The organism is Amycolatopsis sp. NPDC024027, from assembly GCF_040638975.1.
Lineage (GTDB): Bacteria > Actinomycetota > Actinomycetes > Mycobacteriales > Pseudonocardiaceae > Amycolatopsis.
Map to the genome: position 1 here is coordinate 310,790 of NZ_JBEZYY010000011.1, position 19,631 is coordinate 330,420.

At 71.3% G+C, this 19,631-nt stretch carries 18 protein-coding genes, 1 rRNA gene and 1 pseudogene; 6 read left to right on the forward strand and 14 right to left on the reverse strand.

What is annotated here, in order from left to right:
- Positions 1 to 15: 15 nt before the first annotated feature.
- The gene (locus tag AB0F52_RS27105) at positions 16 to 525 is read right to left on the reverse strand and encodes a M48 family metallopeptidase (RefSeq protein WP_013223146.1); all 510 of its coding nucleotides are present in this window, start codon (positions 523 to 525) and stop codon (positions 16 to 18) included.
- A 230-nt stretch (positions 526 to 755) separates the two neighbouring features.
- On the opposite strand from AB0F52_RS27105, the gene AB0F52_RS27110 reads away from it, so the two are divergent.
- The 3 genes from AB0F52_RS27110 (at position 756) to AB0F52_RS27120 (ending at position 4,253) form a co-directional block, all read left to right on the forward strand.
- Complete coding sequence (locus AB0F52_RS27110) at positions 756 to 1,802, forward strand: hypothetical protein (protein WP_360176671.1); 1,047 nt, start codon at positions 756 to 758, stop codon at positions 1,800 to 1,802.
- Positions 1,803 to 1,862: 60 nt separating this feature from the next.
- Entirely contained in the window at positions 1,863 to 3,203 is a 1,341-nt protein-coding gene (locus tag AB0F52_RS27115; RefSeq protein WP_360176674.1) for an AarF/ABC1/UbiB kinase family protein, read from the forward strand.
- A 162-nt stretch (positions 3,204 to 3,365) separates the two neighbouring features.
- Complete coding sequence (locus tag AB0F52_RS27120; protein ID WP_360176751.1) at positions 3,366 to 4,253, forward strand: hypothetical protein; 888 nt, start codon at positions 3,366 to 3,368, stop codon at positions 4,251 to 4,253.
- Positions 4,254 to 4,285: 32 nt separating this feature from the next.
- Here the strand turns inward: AB0F52_RS27120 and AB0F52_RS27125 are convergent, their stop codons facing one another.
- The 6 genes and pseudogenes from AB0F52_RS27125 to AB0F52_RS27150 form a co-directional block, all read right to left on the reverse strand.
- Positions 4,286 to 4,471, reverse strand: coding sequence for a hypothetical protein (locus AB0F52_RS27125; protein WP_360176677.1), 186 nt, complete (start codon positions 4,469 to 4,471; stop codon positions 4,286 to 4,288).
- Positions 4,468 to 5,336, reverse strand: a pseudogene (locus AB0F52_RS27130) (class I SAM-dependent methyltransferase). Before AB0F52_RS27130 ends, AB0F52_RS27125 begins: the two are co-directional and overlap by 4 nt.
- A gap of 488 nt (positions 5,337 to 5,824) precedes the next feature.
- Entirely contained in the window at positions 5,825 to 6,079 is a 255-nt protein-coding gene (locus AB0F52_RS27135; protein ID WP_285988598.1) for a hypothetical protein, read from the reverse strand.
- Entirely contained in the window at positions 6,076 to 6,432 is a 357-nt protein-coding gene (locus AB0F52_RS27140; RefSeq protein ID WP_360176680.1) for a WhiB family transcriptional regulator, read from the reverse strand. Before AB0F52_RS27140 ends, AB0F52_RS27135 begins: the two co-directional genes overlap by 4 nt.
- Positions 6,433 to 6,583: 151 nt before the next feature.
- The gene (locus AB0F52_RS27145; protein WP_360176683.1) at positions 6,584 to 6,841 is read right to left on the reverse strand and encodes a hypothetical protein; all 258 of its coding nucleotides are present in this window, start codon (positions 6,839 to 6,841) and stop codon (positions 6,584 to 6,586) included.
- A 206-nt stretch (positions 6,842 to 7,047) separates the two neighbouring features.
- Positions 7,048 to 9,132 carry an ATP-dependent DNA helicase UvrD2 gene (locus tag AB0F52_RS27150; RefSeq protein WP_360176686.1) on the reverse strand — a complete coding sequence of 695 codons (2,085 nt, stop codon included), beginning with the start codon at positions 9,130 to 9,132 and terminating at the stop codon, positions 7,048 to 7,050.
- 65 nt (positions 9,133 to 9,197) lie between these two features.
- Between AB0F52_RS27150 and AB0F52_RS27155 the strand changes: the two genes are divergently transcribed.
- Positions 9,198 to 9,926: a DUF4191 domain-containing protein gene (locus tag AB0F52_RS27155; protein ID WP_360176689.1), complete on the forward strand. Its 729-nt coding sequence runs from the start codon at positions 9,198 to 9,200 to the stop codon at positions 9,924 to 9,926.
- A gap of 59 nt (positions 9,927 to 9,985) precedes the next feature.
- Here the strand turns inward: AB0F52_RS27155 and AB0F52_RS27160 are convergent, their stop codons facing one another.
- On the reverse strand, positions 9,986 to 10,375 hold the full coding sequence (locus AB0F52_RS27160) for an RDD family protein (protein ID WP_360176754.1): 390 nt from the start codon (positions 10,373 to 10,375) through the stop codon (positions 9,986 to 9,988).
- Between the two features lie 269 nt (positions 10,376 to 10,644).
- On the opposite strand from AB0F52_RS27160, the gene glnA reads away from it, so the two are divergent.
- A complete protein-coding gene (gene glnA / locus AB0F52_RS27165; protein ID WP_360176692.1) occupies positions 10,645 to 12,069 on the forward strand; it encodes a type I glutamate--ammonia ligase in 1,425 nt (474 codons plus the stop codon).
- Positions 12,070 to 12,610: 541 nt separating this feature from the next.
- Here the strand turns inward: glnA and AB0F52_RS27170 are convergent.
- From AB0F52_RS27170 to AB0F52_RS27190, 5 genes are all read right to left on the reverse strand, one after another.
- Positions 12,611 to 13,036: an acyl-CoA thioesterase gene (locus AB0F52_RS27170; RefSeq protein ID WP_360176695.1), complete on the reverse strand. Its 426-nt coding sequence runs from the start codon at positions 13,034 to 13,036 to the stop codon at positions 12,611 to 12,613.
- A 14-nt stretch (positions 13,037 to 13,050) separates the two neighbouring features.
- On the reverse strand, positions 13,051 to 16,026 hold the full coding sequence (locus AB0F52_RS27175; protein ID WP_360176698.1) for a bifunctional [glutamine synthetase] adenylyltransferase/[glutamine synthetase]-adenylyl-L-tyrosine phosphorylase: 2,976 nt from the start codon (positions 16,024 to 16,026) through the stop codon (positions 13,051 to 13,053).
- 29 nt (positions 16,027 to 16,055) lie between these two features.
- Positions 16,056 to 17,189, reverse strand: a complete 1,134-nt coding sequence (locus AB0F52_RS27180; RefSeq protein ID WP_360176701.1) for an inorganic phosphate transporter — start codon at positions 17,187 to 17,189, stop codon at positions 16,056 to 16,058.
- A gap of 94 nt (positions 17,190 to 17,283) precedes the next feature.
- A complete protein-coding gene (locus AB0F52_RS27185) occupies positions 17,284 to 18,030 on the reverse strand; it encodes a type 1 glutamine amidotransferase (RefSeq protein WP_360176704.1) in 747 nt (248 codons plus the stop codon).
- Between the two features lie 15 nt (positions 18,031 to 18,045).
- Entirely contained in the window at positions 18,046 to 18,498 is a 453-nt protein-coding gene (locus tag AB0F52_RS27190; protein ID WP_360176707.1) for a rhodanese-like domain-containing protein, read from the reverse strand.
- Between the two features lie 111 nt (positions 18,499 to 18,609).
- Here AB0F52_RS27190 and AB0F52_RS27195 point away from each other — a divergent pair, with 111 nt between their 5' ends.
- Positions 18,610 to 19,062: an Lrp/AsnC family transcriptional regulator gene (locus AB0F52_RS27195; protein ID WP_360176710.1), complete on the forward strand. Its 453-nt coding sequence runs from the start codon at positions 18,610 to 18,612 to the stop codon at positions 19,060 to 19,062.
- A gap of 332 nt (positions 19,063 to 19,394) precedes the next feature.
- On the opposite strand, the gene rrf is transcribed toward AB0F52_RS27195, so the two are convergent.
- A 5S ribosomal RNA gene (gene rrf, locus AB0F52_RS27200) occupies positions 19,395 to 19,511 on the reverse strand.
- Between the last annotated feature and the right edge of the window lie 120 nt (positions 19,512 to 19,631).

Genomic DNA, 19,631 nt, shown 5'->3' on the forward strand with positions numbered 1-19,631 from the left:
ATCACCGTCACCCGCTCAGTCCTCGGTGGAGATCCCCCACCCGGCCGCGGCCGACAACCCCTCCAGGTACCCGATCGCTCGTTCCGTCTTGGGGTACCGCTGCACCAGCGCCCAGAAAGCCGCGTCGTGCCCGGGCTCCCGCAGGTGCGCCAGCTCGTGCACCAGCACGTAGTCCAGGACCCACGGAGGCACCTTCCGCAGCCGTTCGCTGACCCGGATGGTCGCGTCGACCGGCGTGCAGGACGCCCACCGCGTGCGCATCGGCGGCACCCAGCGGACGCTCGCCGGCACCGCGGTGCCGCCCAGGTACTTGCCCGACAGCAGCGCGCAGCGCGCCAGCAGGGCTTCGTCCGACGTCTTCGGGGACGCCGGCCGACGTGGTTCCGAGCGCTGCAGTTTGCGCTCCATCTCGGCGACCCAGTGTTTCTCCTCCGCCCTGGTCATCCGCGCGGGGATGAGCACGACGAGCGTGTCGTCGTTCCAATACGCGGTGACCGTCCGGTGCCGGCGCTGGCTGCGCCGCACTTCGACCTTGTGTCCGGGTGTGTCCGACGGGGGGTTCGTGTCCCCCCGGCTCCTCAGTGAGGGCATTCGTGCTTCGACCACCCGACAACGGTAAGGCCAGGCACCGACAACTCCGAGCGCCTTGAGGTCACAGACCCGAGTTGTCCACAGGGGGTTCCACTTGTGGACAACTCGGCCGTTCCGGCTCCTTCCGAGGCCTCCCGGTCGCCGCCGGGTGCGATCCTGCGGACATGCTCCTCGACACCGCGGACATGCCACCGGTCCTCCTGCCGGCCCACCCTGCCCTGCTCCCGGGCCTCACCGTGCTCGAACGCGGTCCCCGGGAGATCCAGATCGGCCTCGACCCGCGCCACGGCGTGATCGTCGAAAACCTCTCCCCGCACCTCGTCGCGAAGCTGCGCGCCCTCGACGGCAGCAAGCCGGTCGAGCGGCTTCTGCTCGCCGAGAGCGAACACCGCGACCAGCTGCGGACACTGCTGCGGCAGCTGACCGCGCTCGGCCTGGTCACCGACGCCGGCCGGCCCGACAGCCCGGGCTTCCGCGGCGAGCCCGGCCTCTGGTCGCTGCGGGCCCGGCACCACCAGCCCGCCATGGCCGACCGGCGGCGCGCGGCCGCGGTCTCGGTGCACGGCGACGGCCGGGTGGCGGTGGCGGCCGCCGTGCTGCTGGCCAACGCCGGCATCGGGCACGTCGAGCCGCGGGTGTCCGGCACGGTGACCGAGCACGATCTCGGCTCCGGCTTCACCGTCGCGGACCTGGGCCGGTCCCGGCGGGAGGCCCTCGCCGACCTGCTCCGCCGGGTCGATCCCGAAGTCCGCGTCACCCGCCTGCACGACCGGTACCCGGACCTGGCGCTGCTCACCGACGCCGTCGTGCCGGCTCCCGAGCTCGTCGCCGAGCTGATGGGCGACGGCGTGCCCCACTTGGCGGCGCGCGTCCGCGACGGCACAGGCATCGTCGGGCCCCTGGTCGTGCCGGGCCGCAGTTCGTGCCTGCGCTGCGCCGACCTGCACCGCACGGACCTCGACCCGTGCTGGCCGCGCGTCGCCGGGCAGCTCGCCGGCCGGCACCAGCGGCCCGACCTCGGTGCGGTCCAGTCCTGCGCGTCGCTGGCCGTCGCCCAGGCGATGCGGCTGTTCTCCCCGAGCGCGCCGGCCCCGCCGACGTGGAACGCGACCCTCGAGATCGACGCCTTCGACGGCCGCATCCGCCACCGGGGCTGGCCGCCGCACCCGCGGTGCCGGTGCGGCGCCCAGGAGGTGATCCTGGAGACGTAGCCCACGAAGACGCCGCTCGCAGGCTGCGCGCCGCCGTCGCCGCAGGGCAGAATCGCCGTTGTGACCGACTTCCGCGACCCAGCCGATCGCGACACCGCGATGCCGCGCAAGGGTGCTGCCCGTACCGCCAAGCTCGCCAGTCTCCCGCTCGGCATCGCCGGCCGGGCGGTCGGCGGCTGGGGCAAGAGGCTCGCGGGCCAGAGCGCGGAACAGGTGAACGCCACGCTGTCGGCGAAGGCCGCCGAGCAGCTGTTCGAGGTGCTCGGCACACTCAAGGGCGGGGCGATGAAGTTCGGCCAGGCGCTGAGCGTGTTCGAAGCGGCGGTGCCGGACGACATGGCGAAGCCGTACCGCGAAGCGCTGACGAAGCTGCAGGCCGCCGCGCCGCCGATGTCGGTCCGGCAGACCCACCGGGTGCTCGCCGAGCAGCTGGGCCGTACCTGGGCCAGCCGGTTCGCCTCGTTCGACGACGAACCGGCGGCGGCCGCGAGCATCGGACAGGTGCACCGCGCGGTCTGGCACGACGGCCGCGCGGTCGCGGTCAAGGTGCAGTACCCGGGCGCCGACGAGGCCCTCCGCAGCGACCTGCGGCAGCTGCAGCGGTTCAGCCGGCTGTTCCAGGCGTTCGTACCGGGCACCGAGGTCAAGCCACTGCTGGCCGAGCTCGCGGAGCGGATGAACGAGGAGCTCGACTACCAGGCCGAGGCCCAGCACCAGCGCGCCTTCGCGAAGGCGTTCGACAGCGATCCCGGCATCCTGGTGCCACGGGTGGTGGCCAGCGCGCCGAAGGTCGTCGTGACGGAATGGGTGAGCGGCACGCCGTTGTCGAAGGTGATCGCGGACGGCGATCGCGAAACGCGGAACCTCGCCGGCCGGCTGCTGGCGGAGTTCCACTACTCGTCGCCGGAGCGCGTCCACCTGCTCCACTCGGACCCGCACCCGGGCAACTTCATGATCACCGAGGACGGCAGGCTGGTCGTCATCGACTTCGGCGGCGTCGCCCGGCTGCCCGAAGGCATCCCCCGCCACCTGGGCGAGATGACCCGGCTGGCGCTCGACGGCGAGTCCGCCGAGCTGATGCGCCTGCTGCGGGAGAACCGGTTCATCCGGCCGGACAGCGACCTCACCGCGGACGAGGTGCTCTCCTACCTCGCGCCGTTCACCGAGCCGCTGGCGGCGCCGACGTTCCACTTCACCCGCCGCTGGATGCAGAAGCAGGCCGGCCGGGTGGGCGACAGCCGCGGCAACGACTTCCGCGTCGGACGCTCGCTCAACCTGCCGCCCGAGTACCTGATGATCCACCGGGTGACGGCGGGGTCGACGGGCATCCTCTGCCAGCTCGACGCGGAGATCCCGGCCCGCGGCATCGTGGAGCGCTGGCAGCCGGGGTTCGCCGCCTGAGTTGTCCACAGGCGGGGCCCCGAACGGAGGGATTCCGCCGAGTTGTCCACAGCTGGGGCGGACGGGGTTCCACCCGGTTGGCCGAGCAGCCATGCTCGAAACATGGCTGCTACTCAATGCACTGACCCGCTCACCCTTCGCGATCCCGGCGGCTGCGAGGTGATGAACCTCGAACAATTGCGCCGGGCGGGGGTGTCGGACCGAAGAACCCGGCGGCTCTGCGGCCCGGGAGGGCCGTGGCGCCGCCTGCACCCCGGTGTCGTCCTGCTGCGCAACACCGCCCCGACACGGCAGCACCTGCTGCACGCCGCGCTGGTGCGCTACGGGCCACGGGTGGTGATCACCGGGGCCGACGCCCTGCAGGCCCACGGCGTGAAGTGCCCGGTGGAGGGCGAGATCCACCTGCTGGTGCCCGACCACTGCCGGGTGGTGGCCTGCGAGGGAATCCGCCTGACACGCACGGCCCGGCTACCGGACCCGGTCCAGGTCGACGGCCTTCCGTTCGCCCCGCCGGCAAGGGCGACGCTGGACCTGGCGCGGTCCGCACCCGACCCGGCTCGCGTGCGGCACTTGCTGACGCTGCCGCTCTACTGGGGCCTGTGCGAGCGGCAGGAGCTGCTGGCGGAGCTCGAGTCCGGCCCCCAACGCGGCACGGCGGTGGTCCGCAAGGTGCTGCGGGAGCTCGACGAGGGGCCGATCCAGGCGCACGGCCTGGCCACCCGCGTCCTGGACCTGGTGCCCCTCCCGCCGCCGAGCTGGGACCAGACGATCTGCGATCGTCGCGGCCGCCGCATCGGCGCGGCGGACGCCTGGTGGGACGAGTTCGGCCTGGCCTGGCAGTACCGCTGCACCCCGGGCCCGGGAGGCGGCTTCAGTCACCTGGCCTTGGCGGCGACGGGCATCGTGCTGGTCCGCTGCACGGTCAGGCAGCTGCGCCAGGTCCCGCGAGAGGTGGCTCAGGAGCTGGCCAGGGCCTTCGGCGAAGCGTCCCGCACCCCCCGCCCCAAGGTCCGCGCGGTTCCGCAGACGCTCATCGGAGACGCGGCCTGATGGCCGCCGTCACGCTCAGGAGGGCGAAGTGATCACCAATACTCGTCGGGCAGCTTGCCTTCGATGTCCCGCACGTGCTGCCGCGCGCAGTCCGGGCACAGCCACCGCAGCGCTCCCCGCTCGCGGGTGGACACCCAGGCGAGCGCCGTAGCCGGATCGTCGTCGGCGGTGCGAGTCCGGCCGCAGCGCGTGCACACGACCGGTTCCGGCGCGGTCACCGCAGCCGTCCACAGTGGATCGCCTTGGCGCCGAGCAGGTACAGGTCGTCCCGCCGGCCGAGGAAGTCCGGGCTCCGCGGGTCGGTCAAGGTGGCGGCCGCGGCCCGGTCGTCGGCGTCGAGCCACTCCCCGGCCGATTCCGCGAACCACCCGACGCGGTGCGCACCACGTACTCACGAAGGAGGTCCGAGCCCGGCATCGGGTGGTCGATGAGCGCACCGAACGACTCGACGGCCTCGAGGCCGGCTTCGCGAAGCGCGCGCGGCCAGCCGTAGGGCAGGGCGACGCTGCCCGGAATCCCGGCGCGCATCCGCTCGAACCACGAGGCCCGGGCGGCCAGCAGCCGATGCTCCAGTCCGGGGCGCCCGACCCCCAGCTCCCACGGGAGGCACCGCATCTCGAGCCCGCCCTCGGAGATGGCCAGCACCCCACCCGGCCGCAGCAGGCCGGCCAGGCTGCGCAGCGCGGCCTGCTGATCGCCGACGTGGTGCACGACACCGGACGCCCACACGAGGTCGGCGGCCGGCACGGCCAGCGCGGGATCGGTGAGGTCCCCGAGCAGGCTGACGACCTCGACGGACTCGCCGGCCACCTCGGCCACGGCCTGTTCGGCCTCGACCAGCAGCGCCGGCGTGGCATCGAAGAGCACAACGGTGCCCCCACCGCGGCGGCCGAGTTCGCGCGCGAACAGCACGCTCATCCCTCCGGCCCCACACCCGACATCGACCACGGTCGGCCGCTCCCCGACCGACCCGACAAGCCGCCGGGCAACGGGCGCAAGCGCCTCGGCATCGAGCGAGTCGGCCATGCGCAGCTGGGCCAGCCGATCCGCCCAGTCGATGTCGCCGTGGGTGTGTCCGGACATCACCCCATTCAACACCAGCGGCCCCGCCCCCGAGCGCCCCGAAAGGAGGCCACCCGAAGGAGGCCCCGAGAACCCCGAACGCCGCAGCAAGCGCCAGGCGACACCGCCATCCGCACAACGGCGCGGAGCAACCGCACCTCAGCCGACGCACCCCGAACGCCACCGGCGGCGGCAACGGCGGGACGCAACTGCGCACGGTGGCGGCACAATCCACCCTCGCCCGCCCAGCGGCAGCAACCCGACCGCGCAACACCACAGCACAACCGCACCTCAGCGACACGCCCCGAACGCCCGCGGCAACGGCGGCACGCAACCGCGCACGGCCGCGGCCCAATCCACCCTCGCCCGCCGCCCAGCGGCACCAACTCCACCGCGCACCGCCACAACACAACCGCGCCCAGCGAGCGTGACCACGCCACCGGACCACGCGCCAAATCCCCGAAGCGCAAAGCCCCCACCGCCCGCGGACGGGCGGCAGGGGCCTGCGCTCAGTTCTGGTCCTGGTACCGCTCCGCCCGGCGAGCGGCCCAGCGGGCTACTCGCGTCCATCGGCGGGCGGCACGCGCGCCACCTCGGGCCCGCTGGGCGCGGACCCCCTCCTCCAGGTCCCGTATTCGGGCTCTGGACAGTTCTTCGTAAAGCAACATCTCGCTGATCTCCTCGATCTCGGTCTTCGTCAGCTGCAGCTCTTCGCTGCGGGGGTGGGCTTCGTAATCCCTCGTGGTGACCGGTTCGACGCTCATGCGGCAGCGCTCCGGTGGTCGTCGCCGGCCTTGGCGGCGACGGGCTCGACAGCTGCGTTCTTGCGCGGGCGGCCGCGGGGCCGCTTGCGCGCGATCACCGCGCCGCGCTCGAAGATCTCGCCGCCCCAGACGCCCCACGGCTCGCGACGGGCCAGGGCGCCGGCCAGGCAGGCCTCGCGGACCGGGCAGTCGGCGCACTGGGCCTTGGCGCGCTCGAGCTCGGCCGGGGACTCCGCGAACCACAGGTCCGCGTCGCCCGAACGGCAGGGCAGCGCTACGTCGGGGACGGTGATCGGGTCGAGCAGGTCGGCGAATATTGCCTCACCGGAGGTGTAGGCGACGGCCGAAGACATGGTGGTTCCTCCTTGTGTCGTACGGGATTTCGAGTGGGTGCTGGAGCTGGGCAACGCTGTTCCTCTTGGGTTGTGCAGCCAAAAAGCACGAAGGCCGCGGATCCGGGTTTCCCGGTTCCGCGGCCTTCGTGAGCCTCGTGTCCTGACTAGGTCAGGAACTTCGCTCCCGTATCGACAACGGAACACGGAACTGCTTGATGGTCGGCAGATCAGCCTGCGGGTACGCGGCGAGAACGCCCTGCGTCCCGAAGACGACGACACCGGTGGCCCAGCGACGCGAGACGCGCCGCATGCCACGGATCCCGTGAGCGCTCACGGACACACCAGTGCCCGGGCGCTGAGCAGCCGCAACTTCCGCGGCGCAGGACAGACGGGTGCCCGGGTTCGTGAGCGTCAGGTTGATGGTCATTTCACCGGCACCTCCTTCTGTACTCTGCACAAGCGGCCGCCGAGCGGCGCTTCCTCAAGATCCCCAGTCGAGCCCTTCGGGCTCGGTACTGGCAGGTTATTGCTCCGCACCACACCGAGGCAACTCAATTAACGGGAAAATCCTCGAAGATACGAAGATCGCCTCTGAGCAGCGGGTTCGCCGCGTCGATCATGGTTCGGACGCGGTCAAGACCCCGCCGACGCCCGGACGACGCCGAGGATCTCCGCGCCGAAGCGTTCGAGCTTCGTCGCGCCGATGCCGGAGATCGACACCAGTGCCGCCTCGTCGGTCGGGCGCTGCTCGGCGATGGCCATCAGCGTCGCGTCCGTGAACACGACGAACGTCGGCACCTTGAGCTCGCGCGCCCGGTCGCTGCGCCACGTCTTCAGCCGCTCCAGCAGGCCCTCATCCACTGTGGACGGGCACCGCCCGCAGCGGCCCAGCTTGACGTCGATGGTCTCCAGCAGCGGCCCGCCGCAGACGCGGCAGCGCGTCTTGACCGGCGTCGCCGGCTTCTGCTGGGACCGCGCGACCCTGGCGGCCGGGTGGTCCTCCGGGACCAGGCCGTAGAGGAACCGGCTGCGCCGCCGGTTGCGCCGGCCGCCCGGCGTGCGGGCCAGCGCCCAGGACAGCCACAGGTGCTCGCGGGCGCGGGTGACGCCGACGTAGAACAGCCGCCGTTCCTCCTCGATCGCCGCTTCGTCGTCGCCGGCGTGGAGGATCGGCATCGTGCCCTCGGCGAGGCCGACGAGGAACACCGCGTCCCACTCCAGGCCCTTCGCCGCGTGCAGCGACGCCAGCGTCACACCTTCGACCGTCGGCGGGTGCTGGGCCGCGGCGCGCTGGTCGAGCTCGGCACAGAAGCGCGGCAGGTCCGCGTCCGCGACCGTCGCGGCGAGTTCTTCGGCCAGTTCGACGATCGCCAGGAGCGCGTCCCAGCGTTCCTTCGCCGCGCCACCGGCCGGCGGAGACTCGGTCAGGCCGACCCGGGCGAGCACCGAACGCACCGTCGTGACCAGGTCGGAGCTGCCGTCGCCGCTCGCCATCCGCAGCGCGGACATCGCCTGCCGGACCTCCGTCCGGTTGAAGAACCGCTCGCCGCCGCGGACCAGGTACGGGACGCCGGCCTCGGCCAGCGCCGACTCGTAGGCCTCGGACTGGGCGTTCACCCGGTAGAGGATCGCGATCTCGCTCGCCGAGACGCCGCCGTCGAGCAGCTCGCGCACCCGGCGGGCGACGGCCCCGGCCTCGACCGCCTCGTCGTCGAACTCGGCGAAGCGCGGCTCCGGCCCCGGCGGCCGCTGGCCGATCAGCTTCAGCCGCGAGCCCGCCGGCCGTCCCCGCGCCGCGCCGATCACCCGGTTGGCCAGCGCGACGACCTCGGGCGTCGACCGGTAGTCGCGCTCGAGGCGGACGACGGTGGCGTCCGGGTAGCGCCGGGTGAACTCCAGCAGCGGCCGCGGCGACGCGCCACCGAAGGAGTAGATGGTCTGGTTGGCGTCGCCGACGACGGTCAGGTCGTCGCGGCCGCCGAGCCACGCGTCGAGCAGGCGCTGCTGCAGCGGGGTGACGTCCTGGTACTCGTCGACGACGAAGCAGCGGTAGCGCTCCCGGAACTCCTCGGCGACGGTGCCGTGCTCCTCGAGCACCGCGGTCGTGTGCAGCAGGAGGTCGTCGAAGTCGAGCACCTGCGCGGCGTTCTTCAGCTCTTCGTACGTCCGGTACACCTCGGCGACCTGCGCCGCCGGGGCCGGGATGTCGCGCTGGGCGCGCGCGGTGACGGCCGGGTAGTCGTCCGGGCTGATCAGCGACGCCTTCGCCCACTCGATCTCGCTCGCCAGGTCGCGCAGGACCTCGACCTCGGTCCCGAGCTTGGCCCGGTTGGCGGCCTGGCCGACGTACCGCAGCTTGTTCTCCAGCAGGTCCCACGGCCGGTCGCCGACCACGCGCGGCCAGAAGTACCGCAGCTGGCGGCGGGCGGCGGCGTGGAACGTCAGCGCCTGCGCCGCTTCGACGCCGAGGCCGCGCAGCCGCGTCCGCATCTCCCCCGCGGCCCGCGTCGTGAACGTGACGGCGAGGACCTGACCGGCGGAAACGTGCCCGGACCGGACGAGGTGGGCGATCCGGTGGGTGATCGTGCGGGTCTTGCCCGTGCCGGCGCCGGCGAGCACGCAGACCGGCCCCCGGGGGGCACTGGCGGCGGCGCGCTGCTCGGGGTCGAGACCCTCGAGCAGACGGTTGATGCTCTTGGTGGAAAGTACGCCGGTCACGTCCGGCATCCTCGCAGAGGGGGACGGGGAAACGGGGCAGGGGCACGCGGCCGTATCCTGGTCATATGGCGGGTAAGCAGGACAAGGAAGCGGCCAAGCAGGCCAAGAAGGAGAAGCGCGCGGCGAGCAAGGCACGCCGTGGCCAGCTCTTCGAGGCCTTCAAGATGCAGCGCAAGGAAGACCCCTGGCTCATCCCGTGGATGGTCGGGGCGATCGTCGTCGTCGCCGGCTTGGCGTTCGGGATCGGGTTCTTCTTCGGCGCGCAGTGGGTGCTGCTGCCGCTCGGCCTGGTGCTCGGCGCCCTGCTCGCCATGATCATCTTCGGCCGGCGCGTCCAGAAGACGGTGTACTCGAAGGCCGACGGCCAGCCCGGCGCCGCTGCGTGGGCGCTGGAGAACCTCCGCGGCAAGTGGAAGGTGACGCCGACCGTCGCGGCCACGACCCAGCTCGACGCCGTGCACCGCGTGCTCGGCGGCCCGGGCGTGGTGCTCGTCGCCGAAGGCGCGCCGCACCGCGTGAAGACCCTGCTCGCCCAGGAGAAGAAGCGCGTCTCCCGCCTGATCGGCGACACGCCGATCTACGACGTGACGATCGGCCACGAAGACGGCCAGCTCCCGCTGAAGAAGCTCCAGGGCTACCTGATGAAGCTGCCCCGCAACTTGAAGCCGGCCCAGGTCGACGCGCTCGAGGCGAAGCTGACGGCGCTCGGCAACCGCGGCGCGGCGCTCCCCAAGGGCCCGATGCCGGCCGGCGCGAAGATGCGCAACGTCCAGCGGACGATCCGCCGCCGCTGACCCCGCCTTACGAGAAATGCCCCCGTCCGAACCGGACGGGGGCATTTCTCGTGAGTGCGTCAGCGCATCCGGATGACGACGGTGCCGGTCAGCCGGTCGAGCCAGCTGCGGCCGTCGGCGTTGCGGACAGCCGCCGGGATGATCACGAACGTCAGCACGGCCCGGACCAGCGCGCGCACCGGGCCGACCAGCGCGGCGCCGTCGAGGCGGGCGACGCGGATGCCGACGGCGGCCATCCCGGGGGTGAAGCCGAAGAACCCGGCCGAGATGACCGAGATGACCGCCCACACCCCGCCGGAGAAGAGGTTGAACTGCTGCATCGCGGCCGGGTCACGCAGGCTGGGGTGCAGGAAGATGGCCGTGACCAGGGCCGCGACGACGAGGTCGACGATCAGCCCGAGCAGCCGCGCGCCCCCGCTCGCCGCCGAGCCGACGCCCGATTCGGGCAAACCGAACTTCTCGCCCGGCCACCGCGAGCCGTGCTGATCAGTGTCCTGACCGCCGTCGCCGGTGCCGGGCAGCCATTCACCGGTCCATCTCGCCACCCGTCTAGGGTATGCCGGTGGCGTGGAACACATCCGACCTGGTCGGATACCCGATATCGACCACCCGTTAACACCGGCGAAACATACGGGTGACGGTCGGGCAACACCGCACTTTTAGCGTGAGCCGAAGAGAGCACTGCCGTACGAGCTCGAACGAGAAGGAGTCACCGAGGGTGCCCACTACTCCAGACGACATCCAGCGCCTCATCGCGGACGAGGACGTCGAGGTCATCGACGTCCAGTTCTGCGACCTGCCCGGCGTGATGCAGCACTTCACGGTCCCCGCGAAGGCCTTCACCGATGAGGCCTACGAAGAGGGTCTCGCGTTCGACGGCTCCTCGGTGCGCGGCTTCCAGTCCATCCACGAGTCCGACATGCTGCTGCTGCCGGACGCGGCGACCGCGCGGATCGACCCGTTCCGCAAGGCGAAGACGCTCGCCCTCAACTTCTTCGTGCACGACCCGTTCACGCGTGAGGCGTACAGCCGCGACCCGCGCAACATCGCGCGCAAGGCCGAGCAGTACATCGCGGAGTACGGCGTCGCCGACAACGTCTACTTCGGTCCCGAAGCCGAGTTCTACATCTTCGACTCGATCCGCTTCGACTCCGCGGAGCACGCCTCCTTCCACGAGATCGACTCCGTCGAGGGCTGGTGGAACACGGGCGCCGACGAGGTCGGCGGCAACCAGGGCTACAAGACGAAGTTCAAGGGCGGCTACTTCCCGGTCCCGCCGGTCGACCACTTCGCCGACCTGCGCGACGACATCGTCCGCAACCTGCAGGGCTCCGGTTTCGAGATCGAGCGCGCGCACCACGAGGTGGGCACCGCCGGCCAGACCGAGATCAACTACAAGTTCAACACGCTGCTGCACGCCGCGGACGACCTGCAGCTGTTCAAGTACATCGTGAAGAACACGGTGTTCGCCGCGGGCAAGACGGCGACGTTCATGCCGAAGCCCCTCGCCGGAGACAACGGCTCGGGCATGCACTGCCACCAGTCGCTGTGGAAGGACGGCCAGCCGCTGTTCCACGACGAGTCGGGTTACGCCGGCCTGTCGGACACCGCGCGCCACTACATCGGCGGCCTGCTCAAGCACGCCCCGAGCCTGCTGGCCTTCACGAACCCGACGGTGAACTCCTACCACCGCCTGGTCCCGGGCTTCGAGGCGCCGGTTTCGCTGGTCTACTCGCAGCGCAACCGCTCGGCCTGTGTGCGCATCCCGATCACGGGCAACAACCCGAAGGCCAAGCGCGCCGAGTTCCGCTGCCCGGACTCGTCGGGCAACCCGTACCTGGCGTTCTCGGCGATGATGATGGCCGGCCTCGACGGCATCCGGAACAAGATCGAGCCGCCGGAGCCGATCGACAAGGACCTCTACGAGCTCCCGCCCGAGGAGGCCAAGGACGTCAAGCTGGTCCCGGGCGACCTGGGCACGGTCCTGGACACGCTCGAGGCGGACCACGACTACCTCCTCGAAGGCGGCGTGTTCACCCCGGACGTGATCGAGACGTGGATCTCGTACAAGCGCGAGAACGAGATCGACCCGCTGCGCCTGCGCCCGCACCCGTACGAGTTCTCGCTGTACTACGACGTGTGATCGGCGCGGGCTTTGACCAGGGGTTTCACTGGTCGGAGCCCCAGCCAGGCCGTCACCAGGCCGTGGTGACGGCCCACCAGACACGGGACGGCGGTCGCGGGGAACACCCCGACCGCCGTCCCGTTCCTTGTGTATGTGTCGCCCACGCGGCGTTTTCCGGCGGAACACCTCGTCGATGGCTCGCCGGGTCAGCGTGGGCGAGGTACTCGGCGAGTGCCCGGATGCGCTCCCCCGCAGGTCGCGCCAACGGCGCCCTCCCTGCCGAATTCGGCGCTATGGGATCAAGGCGCGCCGCCGATGGCGGCGCGCTGGTGCGGCTTGGCGACAAGCCGAGCCATCAGCGGCGCGTACGTGGAAAAGCAACCACGGGCCGCCGCTCTCTACCTCGTGACGGAGGCCCAGCTTATCGATCCCTCTCTCCGACGCCTGATTGTGACAACGGCCGGCAGCACCGGCCGCGTTCTTGGCTTCATGTCGGGATGAGGGGGTGGTGTGGTCGTGGTTCCCCAGGCCGTCTCGAGGCCACCGGCGTTTCATTCTGTCACTCCGCCGTCGACAGCAGCTTCAGGTCCGCGCCCGCCGCCTCGAACTTGCCGCGCGGGTCCTCGACCAGCTTGCGGCGCTCCAGGTCCATCAGCCCCAGCGTGCAGGTAATTTCCGCGGCCAACGTGCCGTCCAGCTTGATGATGTTCGAATCCATCCTGAACGTCTTGCCGCTGCCGAACTTGGCCTCGCACGTCACGTCGACCTCGTCGCCCGCGCGTAGCTCGCGGCGGAACACCACGTGCGTCTCCAGCAGCACCGCCGCCACGCCCGGCAGCCCCTTCAGGGCGCCCGACTCTTCGAGGAGCTCCAGGCGGGAGACCTCGCCGTACGAGTGGTACACGGCGTGGTTGAGGTGGCCCAGGGTGTCCAGCTCGTAGTGCCGGACCTTGATCCGGGTCCGGAACGGCTCGCGATCGGTCACCGGCCCACTGTAGGTCAGGCCTCGTAGAACAGGTGCTCCACCACCGCGTGCGCCCGCCGGGTGATGCGGCGGTACGTGTCGAGGAACTCGCCCGGGTCGTCGCCCGCCGACTGGCCGAGGACGCGGGCCACCGCCGTCAGGTCGCGGCCCGAGCCCGGCACCTGGTCGACCGCCTTGCCGCGCACCAGCATCCCCGCGTTGCGCACCCGGGTCGCCAGCAGCCACGCTTCGGCCAGCGAGTCCGCCTCGGGCTGCTCGGCCAGGCCCGCTTCCGGGAGCACCGCCAGCGCGTCGAGCGTCGACGTCGTCCGCAGGCCTTCGACCTCGTGGGCGTGCTGGAGCTGCAGCAGCTGCACCGTCCACTCGACGTCGGCGAGGCCGCCGCGGCCGAGCTTCGTGTGCAGTGTCGCGTCGGCGCCGCGTGGCATCCGCTCCGTCTCGACGCGGGCCTTGATGCGGCGGATCTCGCGCGCCTTCGTCCCGTCCAGGCCGTTCCCGGGGTAGCGGATCGGGTCGATCATCGCGATGAACCGCGCGCCGAGCTCGTCGTCGCCGGCGACGAACCGGGCCCGCAGCAGGGCCTGCGCCTCCCACACCTCGCCCCACCGCGCGTAGTAGGCGCGGTACGACTCCAGCGTCCGGACCAGCGGCCCGCTCCGGCCCTCCGGCCGCAGGTCGGCGTCGACCTCCAGTGCCGGGTCCGAACTGGGCGCGCCCAGCATCTTCCGGACGGTCTCGGCCACCGACGAAGCGAACTTGACGGCGTCGGTGTCCGAAACCCCTTCGGACGGCTCGCAGACGAAGAGCACGTCCGCGTCGGAGCCGTAGCCGAGTTCGGCGCCGCCGAGCCGGCCCATCCCGATGACGGCGATGCGCGCCGGCGTCCGGCCGAGTTCGGCCTGCCGCTGGCGGAACGCCGCGGCCAGCGCGCCCTGCAGCACGGCCACCCAGACGCTCGAAAGCGCTTCGCAGACCGCGGGCACGTCGAGCAGCCCGAGCAGATCCGCGCAGGCGATCCGCAGCAGTTCGTGCCGCCGCAGCGAACGGGCGGCGGCGACGGCGGCGTTCAACCCGGGCTGCCGCCGGACGGCGGCCCGCAGCGACGTCGCCACCTCGGCGGGCGTGCGGCCCAGCAGCCGGGCCGGGTCGCCGAGCAGCTGCAGCACCTCCGGCGCGCGGACCAGCAGGTCGGGCACCAGCCGCGACGTGCCCAGCAGGAAGGCCAGGTTCTCCACGACCGTGCCCTCGTCGCGCAGCACCCGCAGGTACCACGGGGTGTCTTCGAGCGCCTCGGACACCTTCCGGTACGACAGCAGGCCGCCGTCGGGATCCGGCGTGTCGGCGAAGAGGTCGAGCAGCACCGGCAGCAGCGCCTGCTGGATCGCGGCGCGCCGCGAGACGCCCGCGGTGAGGGTCTTGATGTGCTGGAGCGCGCCGTCGGGCGCGGTGTAGCCGAGCGCGGCCAGGCGGCTGGCGGCCTGCTTGGTCGTCAGCCGCAGCGCCTCCGCCGGCACGTTCGCGACGGACTGCAGCAGCGGCCGGTAGAAGATCTTCTCGTGCAGGCGGCGGATTCCCTTGCCGTGCCGCCGGAACTCCGCGAGCAGCGACTCGCCCTGGCTCTTGCCGCCGGCCGCCTTGATCCCGCTCGCCCTGGCGATGATGCGCAGCTCGGCGGTGTCCGACGACGCGGGGAACAGGTGCGTGCGGCGCATCCGCCGCAGCTGCAGCCGGTGCTCGATCATCCGCAGGAACTCGTAGGACGCGCCCAGCTCGGCGGCGTCCTGACGACCGACGTAGCCGCCTTCGCCGAGGGCCGCGAGTGCGTCCATAGTGGATGGTGAGCGCAGGTCCGCGTCGACCCGGCCGTGCACGAGCTGCAGCAGCTGCACCGCGAATTCGACGTCACGCAGACCGCCGCGGCCCAGCTTCAGCTCGCGTTCAGCGTGCTCGGACGGCACGTGGCCCTCGACCCGGCGGCGCATCTGCTGCACCTCACCGACGAAGTTCTCCCGGTCGGCCGCCGACCACACCAGCGGCGCCACCATCTCGGCGTACTGGCGGCCGAGCTCGGCGTCGCCCGCCACCGGACGCGCCTTGAGCAGCGCCTGGAACTCCCAGGTCTTGGCCCACTTCTGGTAGTAGCCGTGGTGGCCGTCGAGGGTGCGGACGAGCGCGCCGGCCTTGCCCTCGGGGCGCAGCGCCGCGTCGACCTCGAAGCACGCCTTGTCGACGACGCGCATCATCGTGCTCGCCAGCCGTGTCGCGAGGCCGAGGTCGCCCTCGCCGACGAAGATGACGTCGACGTCGCTGACGTAGTTGAGCTCCCGGCCGCCGCACTTGCCCATCGCGATGATCGCCAAGGTGCCGTCGGCGGAGGCGCCGGCTTCGGCCTCGGCGACGAGCAGCCCGGCGGCGAGTGCGGCTTCGGCGAGCTCGGTCAGCTGCGCCGCGACCTCGGCGTAGCCCGGGTGCTCGAGCCCGGCCTCGACGACGTGCCCGAGGTCGGCGGCGGCGATGCCGAGCAGCTGGCTGCGGTAGGCGACCTTGAGGGCGTGTTCGGCTTTGCGCCCGGTGAGCATCGAACCGTCCGCGTCCAGCAGCGCGGTGCGCAAGGCCTCGCGGTAGCAGGCGGAATCGGTGCACTTGTCCCCGGTGAGCGAGCGCCACTGGTCCGGGTTGGCCGCGAGGAAGTCGGCGAGCGCGCTCGACGTCCCGAGCACGCTGAGGAAGCGGCCGCGGAACGTCCGGTGGGTGCGGAGCAGCTGTTCGAACTCGGACCACTCGGCGGCGTCGGCCTCGCGGATCCGGTCGAGGCCGCGCAGCGCGAGGTCCGGGTCGGCGGTGCGGGACAACGCCGCGAGCACGTCGGCGGCCGGCTCGGCCGGGCCGGCGTCGGCCCACCAGCCGGCCGCGCGCAACTGACCCTCGGCACGGGCATCGGTGAAGCCGTACCTCGCCGCCGAAGCGGTCGTCCGCGCGCGGTCTGCCATCACCGACCACCGTAGCCGGGGAACCCGGCTCAGGCGGCGAGCCGGCCCGGCTCGGTTCCGGCGGGTGTCGGCTCGGGCACCTGGAAGCTGTGCGCGGTGACGGGGTGTCGTCGCGAGAGGAGGTAGATGCCGAGGCCCACGCCGATCCCGACGACACCGACGGCGATCGTGCCCGCGCTGCCCAGCGACGCGACCTTGCCGGAAATCGCGCCGACGATCGCGGCGGCGGGCAGGGTGAACAGCCAGGCGACGACCATCCGGCCGGCCATCCGCCAGCGGACCGGCGCGTCGCGGCGGCCGACGCCGGAGCCGATGATCCCGCCGGAGCAGACGTGCGTCGTCGACAGCGGGAAACCCAGCCGCGACGAGACCAGGATGACCAGCGCCGAGCTTGTCTGCGCGGCGAAGCCCTGCGGGCCTTCGATGTCGGTCAGGCCCTTGCCGAGGGTGTGGGTGATGCGCCAGCCGCCGAGGTAGGTGCCGAGGGCCAGCGCGCACGCGGCGCTGATGATCACCCAGACGGGTGGCGACGCGCCCGCCGGAAGGCTGCCGGCGGTGACGAGCGTGAGCGTGATGACGCCCATCGTCTTCTGCGCGTCGTTGGTGCCGTGCGCGAGCGAGACCAGGGAGGCCGAGACGATCTGGCCGACCTTGAACCCGCGCGTGGCCGGCCGGCCCCGCACCAGGAAGCGGTAGACCAGGTAGGTGGCGCCCATCGCGACGAGCCCGGCGATGACCGGGCTGGCCGCGGCGGGGACGAGGACCTTCTCGACGATCTTTCCGAAGTGGACCGAGTCGGCGCCCGCGGAGATCCAGGTGGCGCCGATCAGGCCGCCGAACAACGCGTGCGACGAACTCGACGGGAGGCCGACGAACCACGTCACGAGGTTCCAGACGATGGCGCCGATCAGGCCGCCGAAGACGATGGCCGGGCCGATCTTCGTGTCGTCCACCAGGCCGCTGGAGATCGTCTTGGCGACCTCCACCGACAGGAACGCGCCGACCAGGTTCAATACCGCGGAGATCGCGACGGCCACGCGAGGCTTGAGGGCCCCGGTGGCGATCGACGTCGCCATCGAGTTCGCGGTGTCGTGGAACCCGTTCGTGAAATCAAAAATGAGGGCCGTGACGACGACGACCACGACCAGCAACGAGGGTTGCACCCCGACCTCCGCACCCTTGTGGGGACTTCTCCCGCAAGGTACCTGACGGGTACGCCTGGCGTTAACACGACGTTGCTGGTTGTGACCTCTGTCGTTAAGCCAGCGGTAACGTGCGTTGACTCGCCACGGCGGGCGCGAGTTCTCCGGCGGCCAGCTTGACGAACCTGTGCGCGAAGGGACGCCAGGTTTCGTCGATGTCGGCGTGCACGGTGACCAACGCTTCGTGCTCGAGCGAACCGGGCCGGGCGAATTCGGCTTCCTCGGGGCATTCCGCGGCCCAGCTCTCGACGACCTCGGGCGTCGTCTCGATGTGGAACTGGACACCGTAGACACAACGCCCGAGCCGGTAGGCCTGGTGCGCGTAGCGCGGGGCGGATGCGAGCAGTTCGGCGCCGGGCGGGAGCCGGGTGATGGCGTCGGTGTGGAACTGGAGAACGTCCTGCACGAGCGGCAGGTCGGCGAACAGGGGGTCGGTCCACGCCGCGTCCTTCTTGCTGACGAGGTGCGGACCGACCTCCGGCCCATCGGGGGCGACCTCGACGCGGCCACCGGTCGCGACGGCCAGCAGCTGGGCGCCGAGGCAGATCCCGAGGGTGGGCAGGTTCTTCGCCGCCGCCTTGGACAGCAGCCGCCGGACGTCGGCGAGCCACGGGTGCTTGGCGTCGTCTTCCGCGGCCATGCCGCCGCCGAGGCAGACGACGGCCTGGTAGCCGTCGAGCTCGGGGAGGTTCCGCTCCGGCAGCAGGCGGACGTCGAGTTCCGCGCCGGCCTCGGTCAGCCAGTCGCCGAGGGGGCCCAATGGGTCCGACGCGTCCGGCTGGATGATCAGGATTCGGGTCACGCTGTCCAGGGTAGGTCAGCAGGCGCAGTGAATTCCTCCGGCTTTGCCGCCTTCGGCTTGGCCGCCTTGGACCTTGTCGCCTTCGACCGGGTAGCCGGCGGCGATCCAGCCGGTGATGCCGCCGGAGAGCCGTTTGACCTGGAAGCCGAGCTCGGCGAGCTTGAGCGCGCCCTTCGTGGCGGCGTTGCAGACGGTGCTTTCGCAGTAGCAGACGTAGACGAGGTCCCGGTCGAGGTGCGCGGTCGTCTCGGGCGTCAGGTCGCGGTAGGGCAGGTTGATGGCGCCGGGGATACGGGCGTGCGCGAAGGCTTCCGGCGCCCGCGTCTCGACGATGAGGTAGCCATTGGTGCGTCCGGCTTCGAGGTCCTGGACGAGATCGTCGGGATCGACCTCGAAGCCGAGTTCGGCCCCGAAGTACTCGACGGCGGCTTCCGGTGCCGCGGCGGGGAAGGCGAGCGTGCGTGTCATGGGGTAAATCCTGCTGGTGAGGCGACGTTCGAGACAGGGCAGAATCGGCGTGGAAGCCCTTGCCGGCCGGGGATTTCCCCGTTCTGGCCCTGCGAACCCGGGAGAGTTGCGGTGGACCACCTCGACGACGTCGACTGGCGCCTGCTGGAGCTCCTGCAGGCCGACGGCCGCCTGAGTTTCTCGGAGCTGGGACGCCGGGTATCGCTGTCCGGCTCGGCGGTGACGGAGCGCGTCCGCCGTCTCGAGGAGCGCGGAGTGATCACGGGCTACGCGGCGAGCGTCGACACGACGAAGCTGGGGCTGCCGATCGAGGCATTGGTGCGGGCCCGGGTCCGGAGTCTGGACACACCTCGGTTCCGGACGGCGGTGCTCCCGTTGCCGCAGGTGGTGGCGGCGGACCATGTGACGGGTGAGGAGTGCTGGGTCCTGCGGGTGCTGTGCCGGGACACCGCGGAGCTGGAGGAGCTGGTCGAGAAGGTGCAGCGGTACGGCGAGACGACGACATCGCTGGTGTTGTCGTCGCCGTTGAGGAGGCGGCCGCCGGCTCGGCCGGGAGCGCGGTGAGGTATCACGCGTGATCCGGGAGGCTTCATGCGTGATTGGAGGGGCATCGCGCGTGATTCGGGAGACGACACTCGTGATTGGGGAGACGACACGGCGCGGACCAGGTCGCGGCTGGCGTGCTCCGGGGCGGGATTGGCGTGACTGGGGCCGGATCTCGGGCGATTCGAGCCGGAGCCTTCGGACCCGGGGGGTCGGCCAGTGTGCGTGGAGGGTCGGCCGGCGTGCCTGGAGGGTCGGCTTGCGTGCCCGGGGGGTCGGGTCGGGTTTTGGGCATGCGGAAAGGCCCCGGGAGAACCTTTTCGGGTTCTCGACCGGGGCCTTTCACATGTTAAGTTCGGCGGTGTCCTACTCTCCCACAACCCTTCGGTTGCAGTACCATCGGCGCTGTCAGGCTTAGCTTCCGGGTTCGGAATGGGACCGGGCGTTTCCCTGACGCTATAACCACCGAAACACTCCGAAACAACACACCCTGGGGTGGTGTTTCAGAACCGTAGAGTGGATGCGTAACATCTTCGTAGGCAAGTCCTCGGCCTATTAGTACCAGTCAACTCGACAACACATTACTGTGC

Excerpts from the sequence above, each read along its gene's own strand:
- AB0F52_RS27110 (WP_360176671.1), top strand. The coding sequence starts at position 756 with ATGCTCCTCGACACCGCGGACATGCCACCGGTCCTCCTGCCGGCCCAC.
- AB0F52_RS27120 (WP_360176751.1), top strand. The coding sequence starts at position 3,366 with ATGAACCTCGAACAATTGCGCCGGGCGGGGGTGTCGGACCGAAGAACC.
- AB0F52_RS27135 (WP_285988598.1), bottom strand. The coding sequence starts at position 6,079 with ATGAGCGTCGAACCGGTCACCACGAGGGATTACGAAGCCCACCCCCGC.
- AB0F52_RS27140 (WP_360176680.1), bottom strand. The coding sequence starts at position 6,432 with ATGTCTTCGGCCGTCGCCTACACCTCCGGTGAGGCAATATTCGCCGAC.
- AB0F52_RS27145 (WP_360176683.1), bottom strand. The coding sequence starts at position 6,841 with ATGACCATCAACCTGACGCTCACGAACCCGGGCACCCGTCTGTCCTGC.
- AB0F52_RS27155 (WP_360176689.1), top strand. The coding sequence starts at position 9,198 with ATGGCGGGTAAGCAGGACAAGGAAGCGGCCAAGCAGGCCAAGAAGGAG.
- AB0F52_RS27175 (WP_360176698.1), bottom strand. The coding sequence starts at position 16,026 with ATGGCAGACCGCGCGCGGACGACCGCTTCGGCGGCGAGGTACGGCTTC.
- AB0F52_RS27190 (WP_360176707.1), bottom strand. The coding sequence starts at position 18,498 with ATGACACGCACGCTCGCCTTCCCCGCCGCGGCACCGGAAGCCGCCGTC.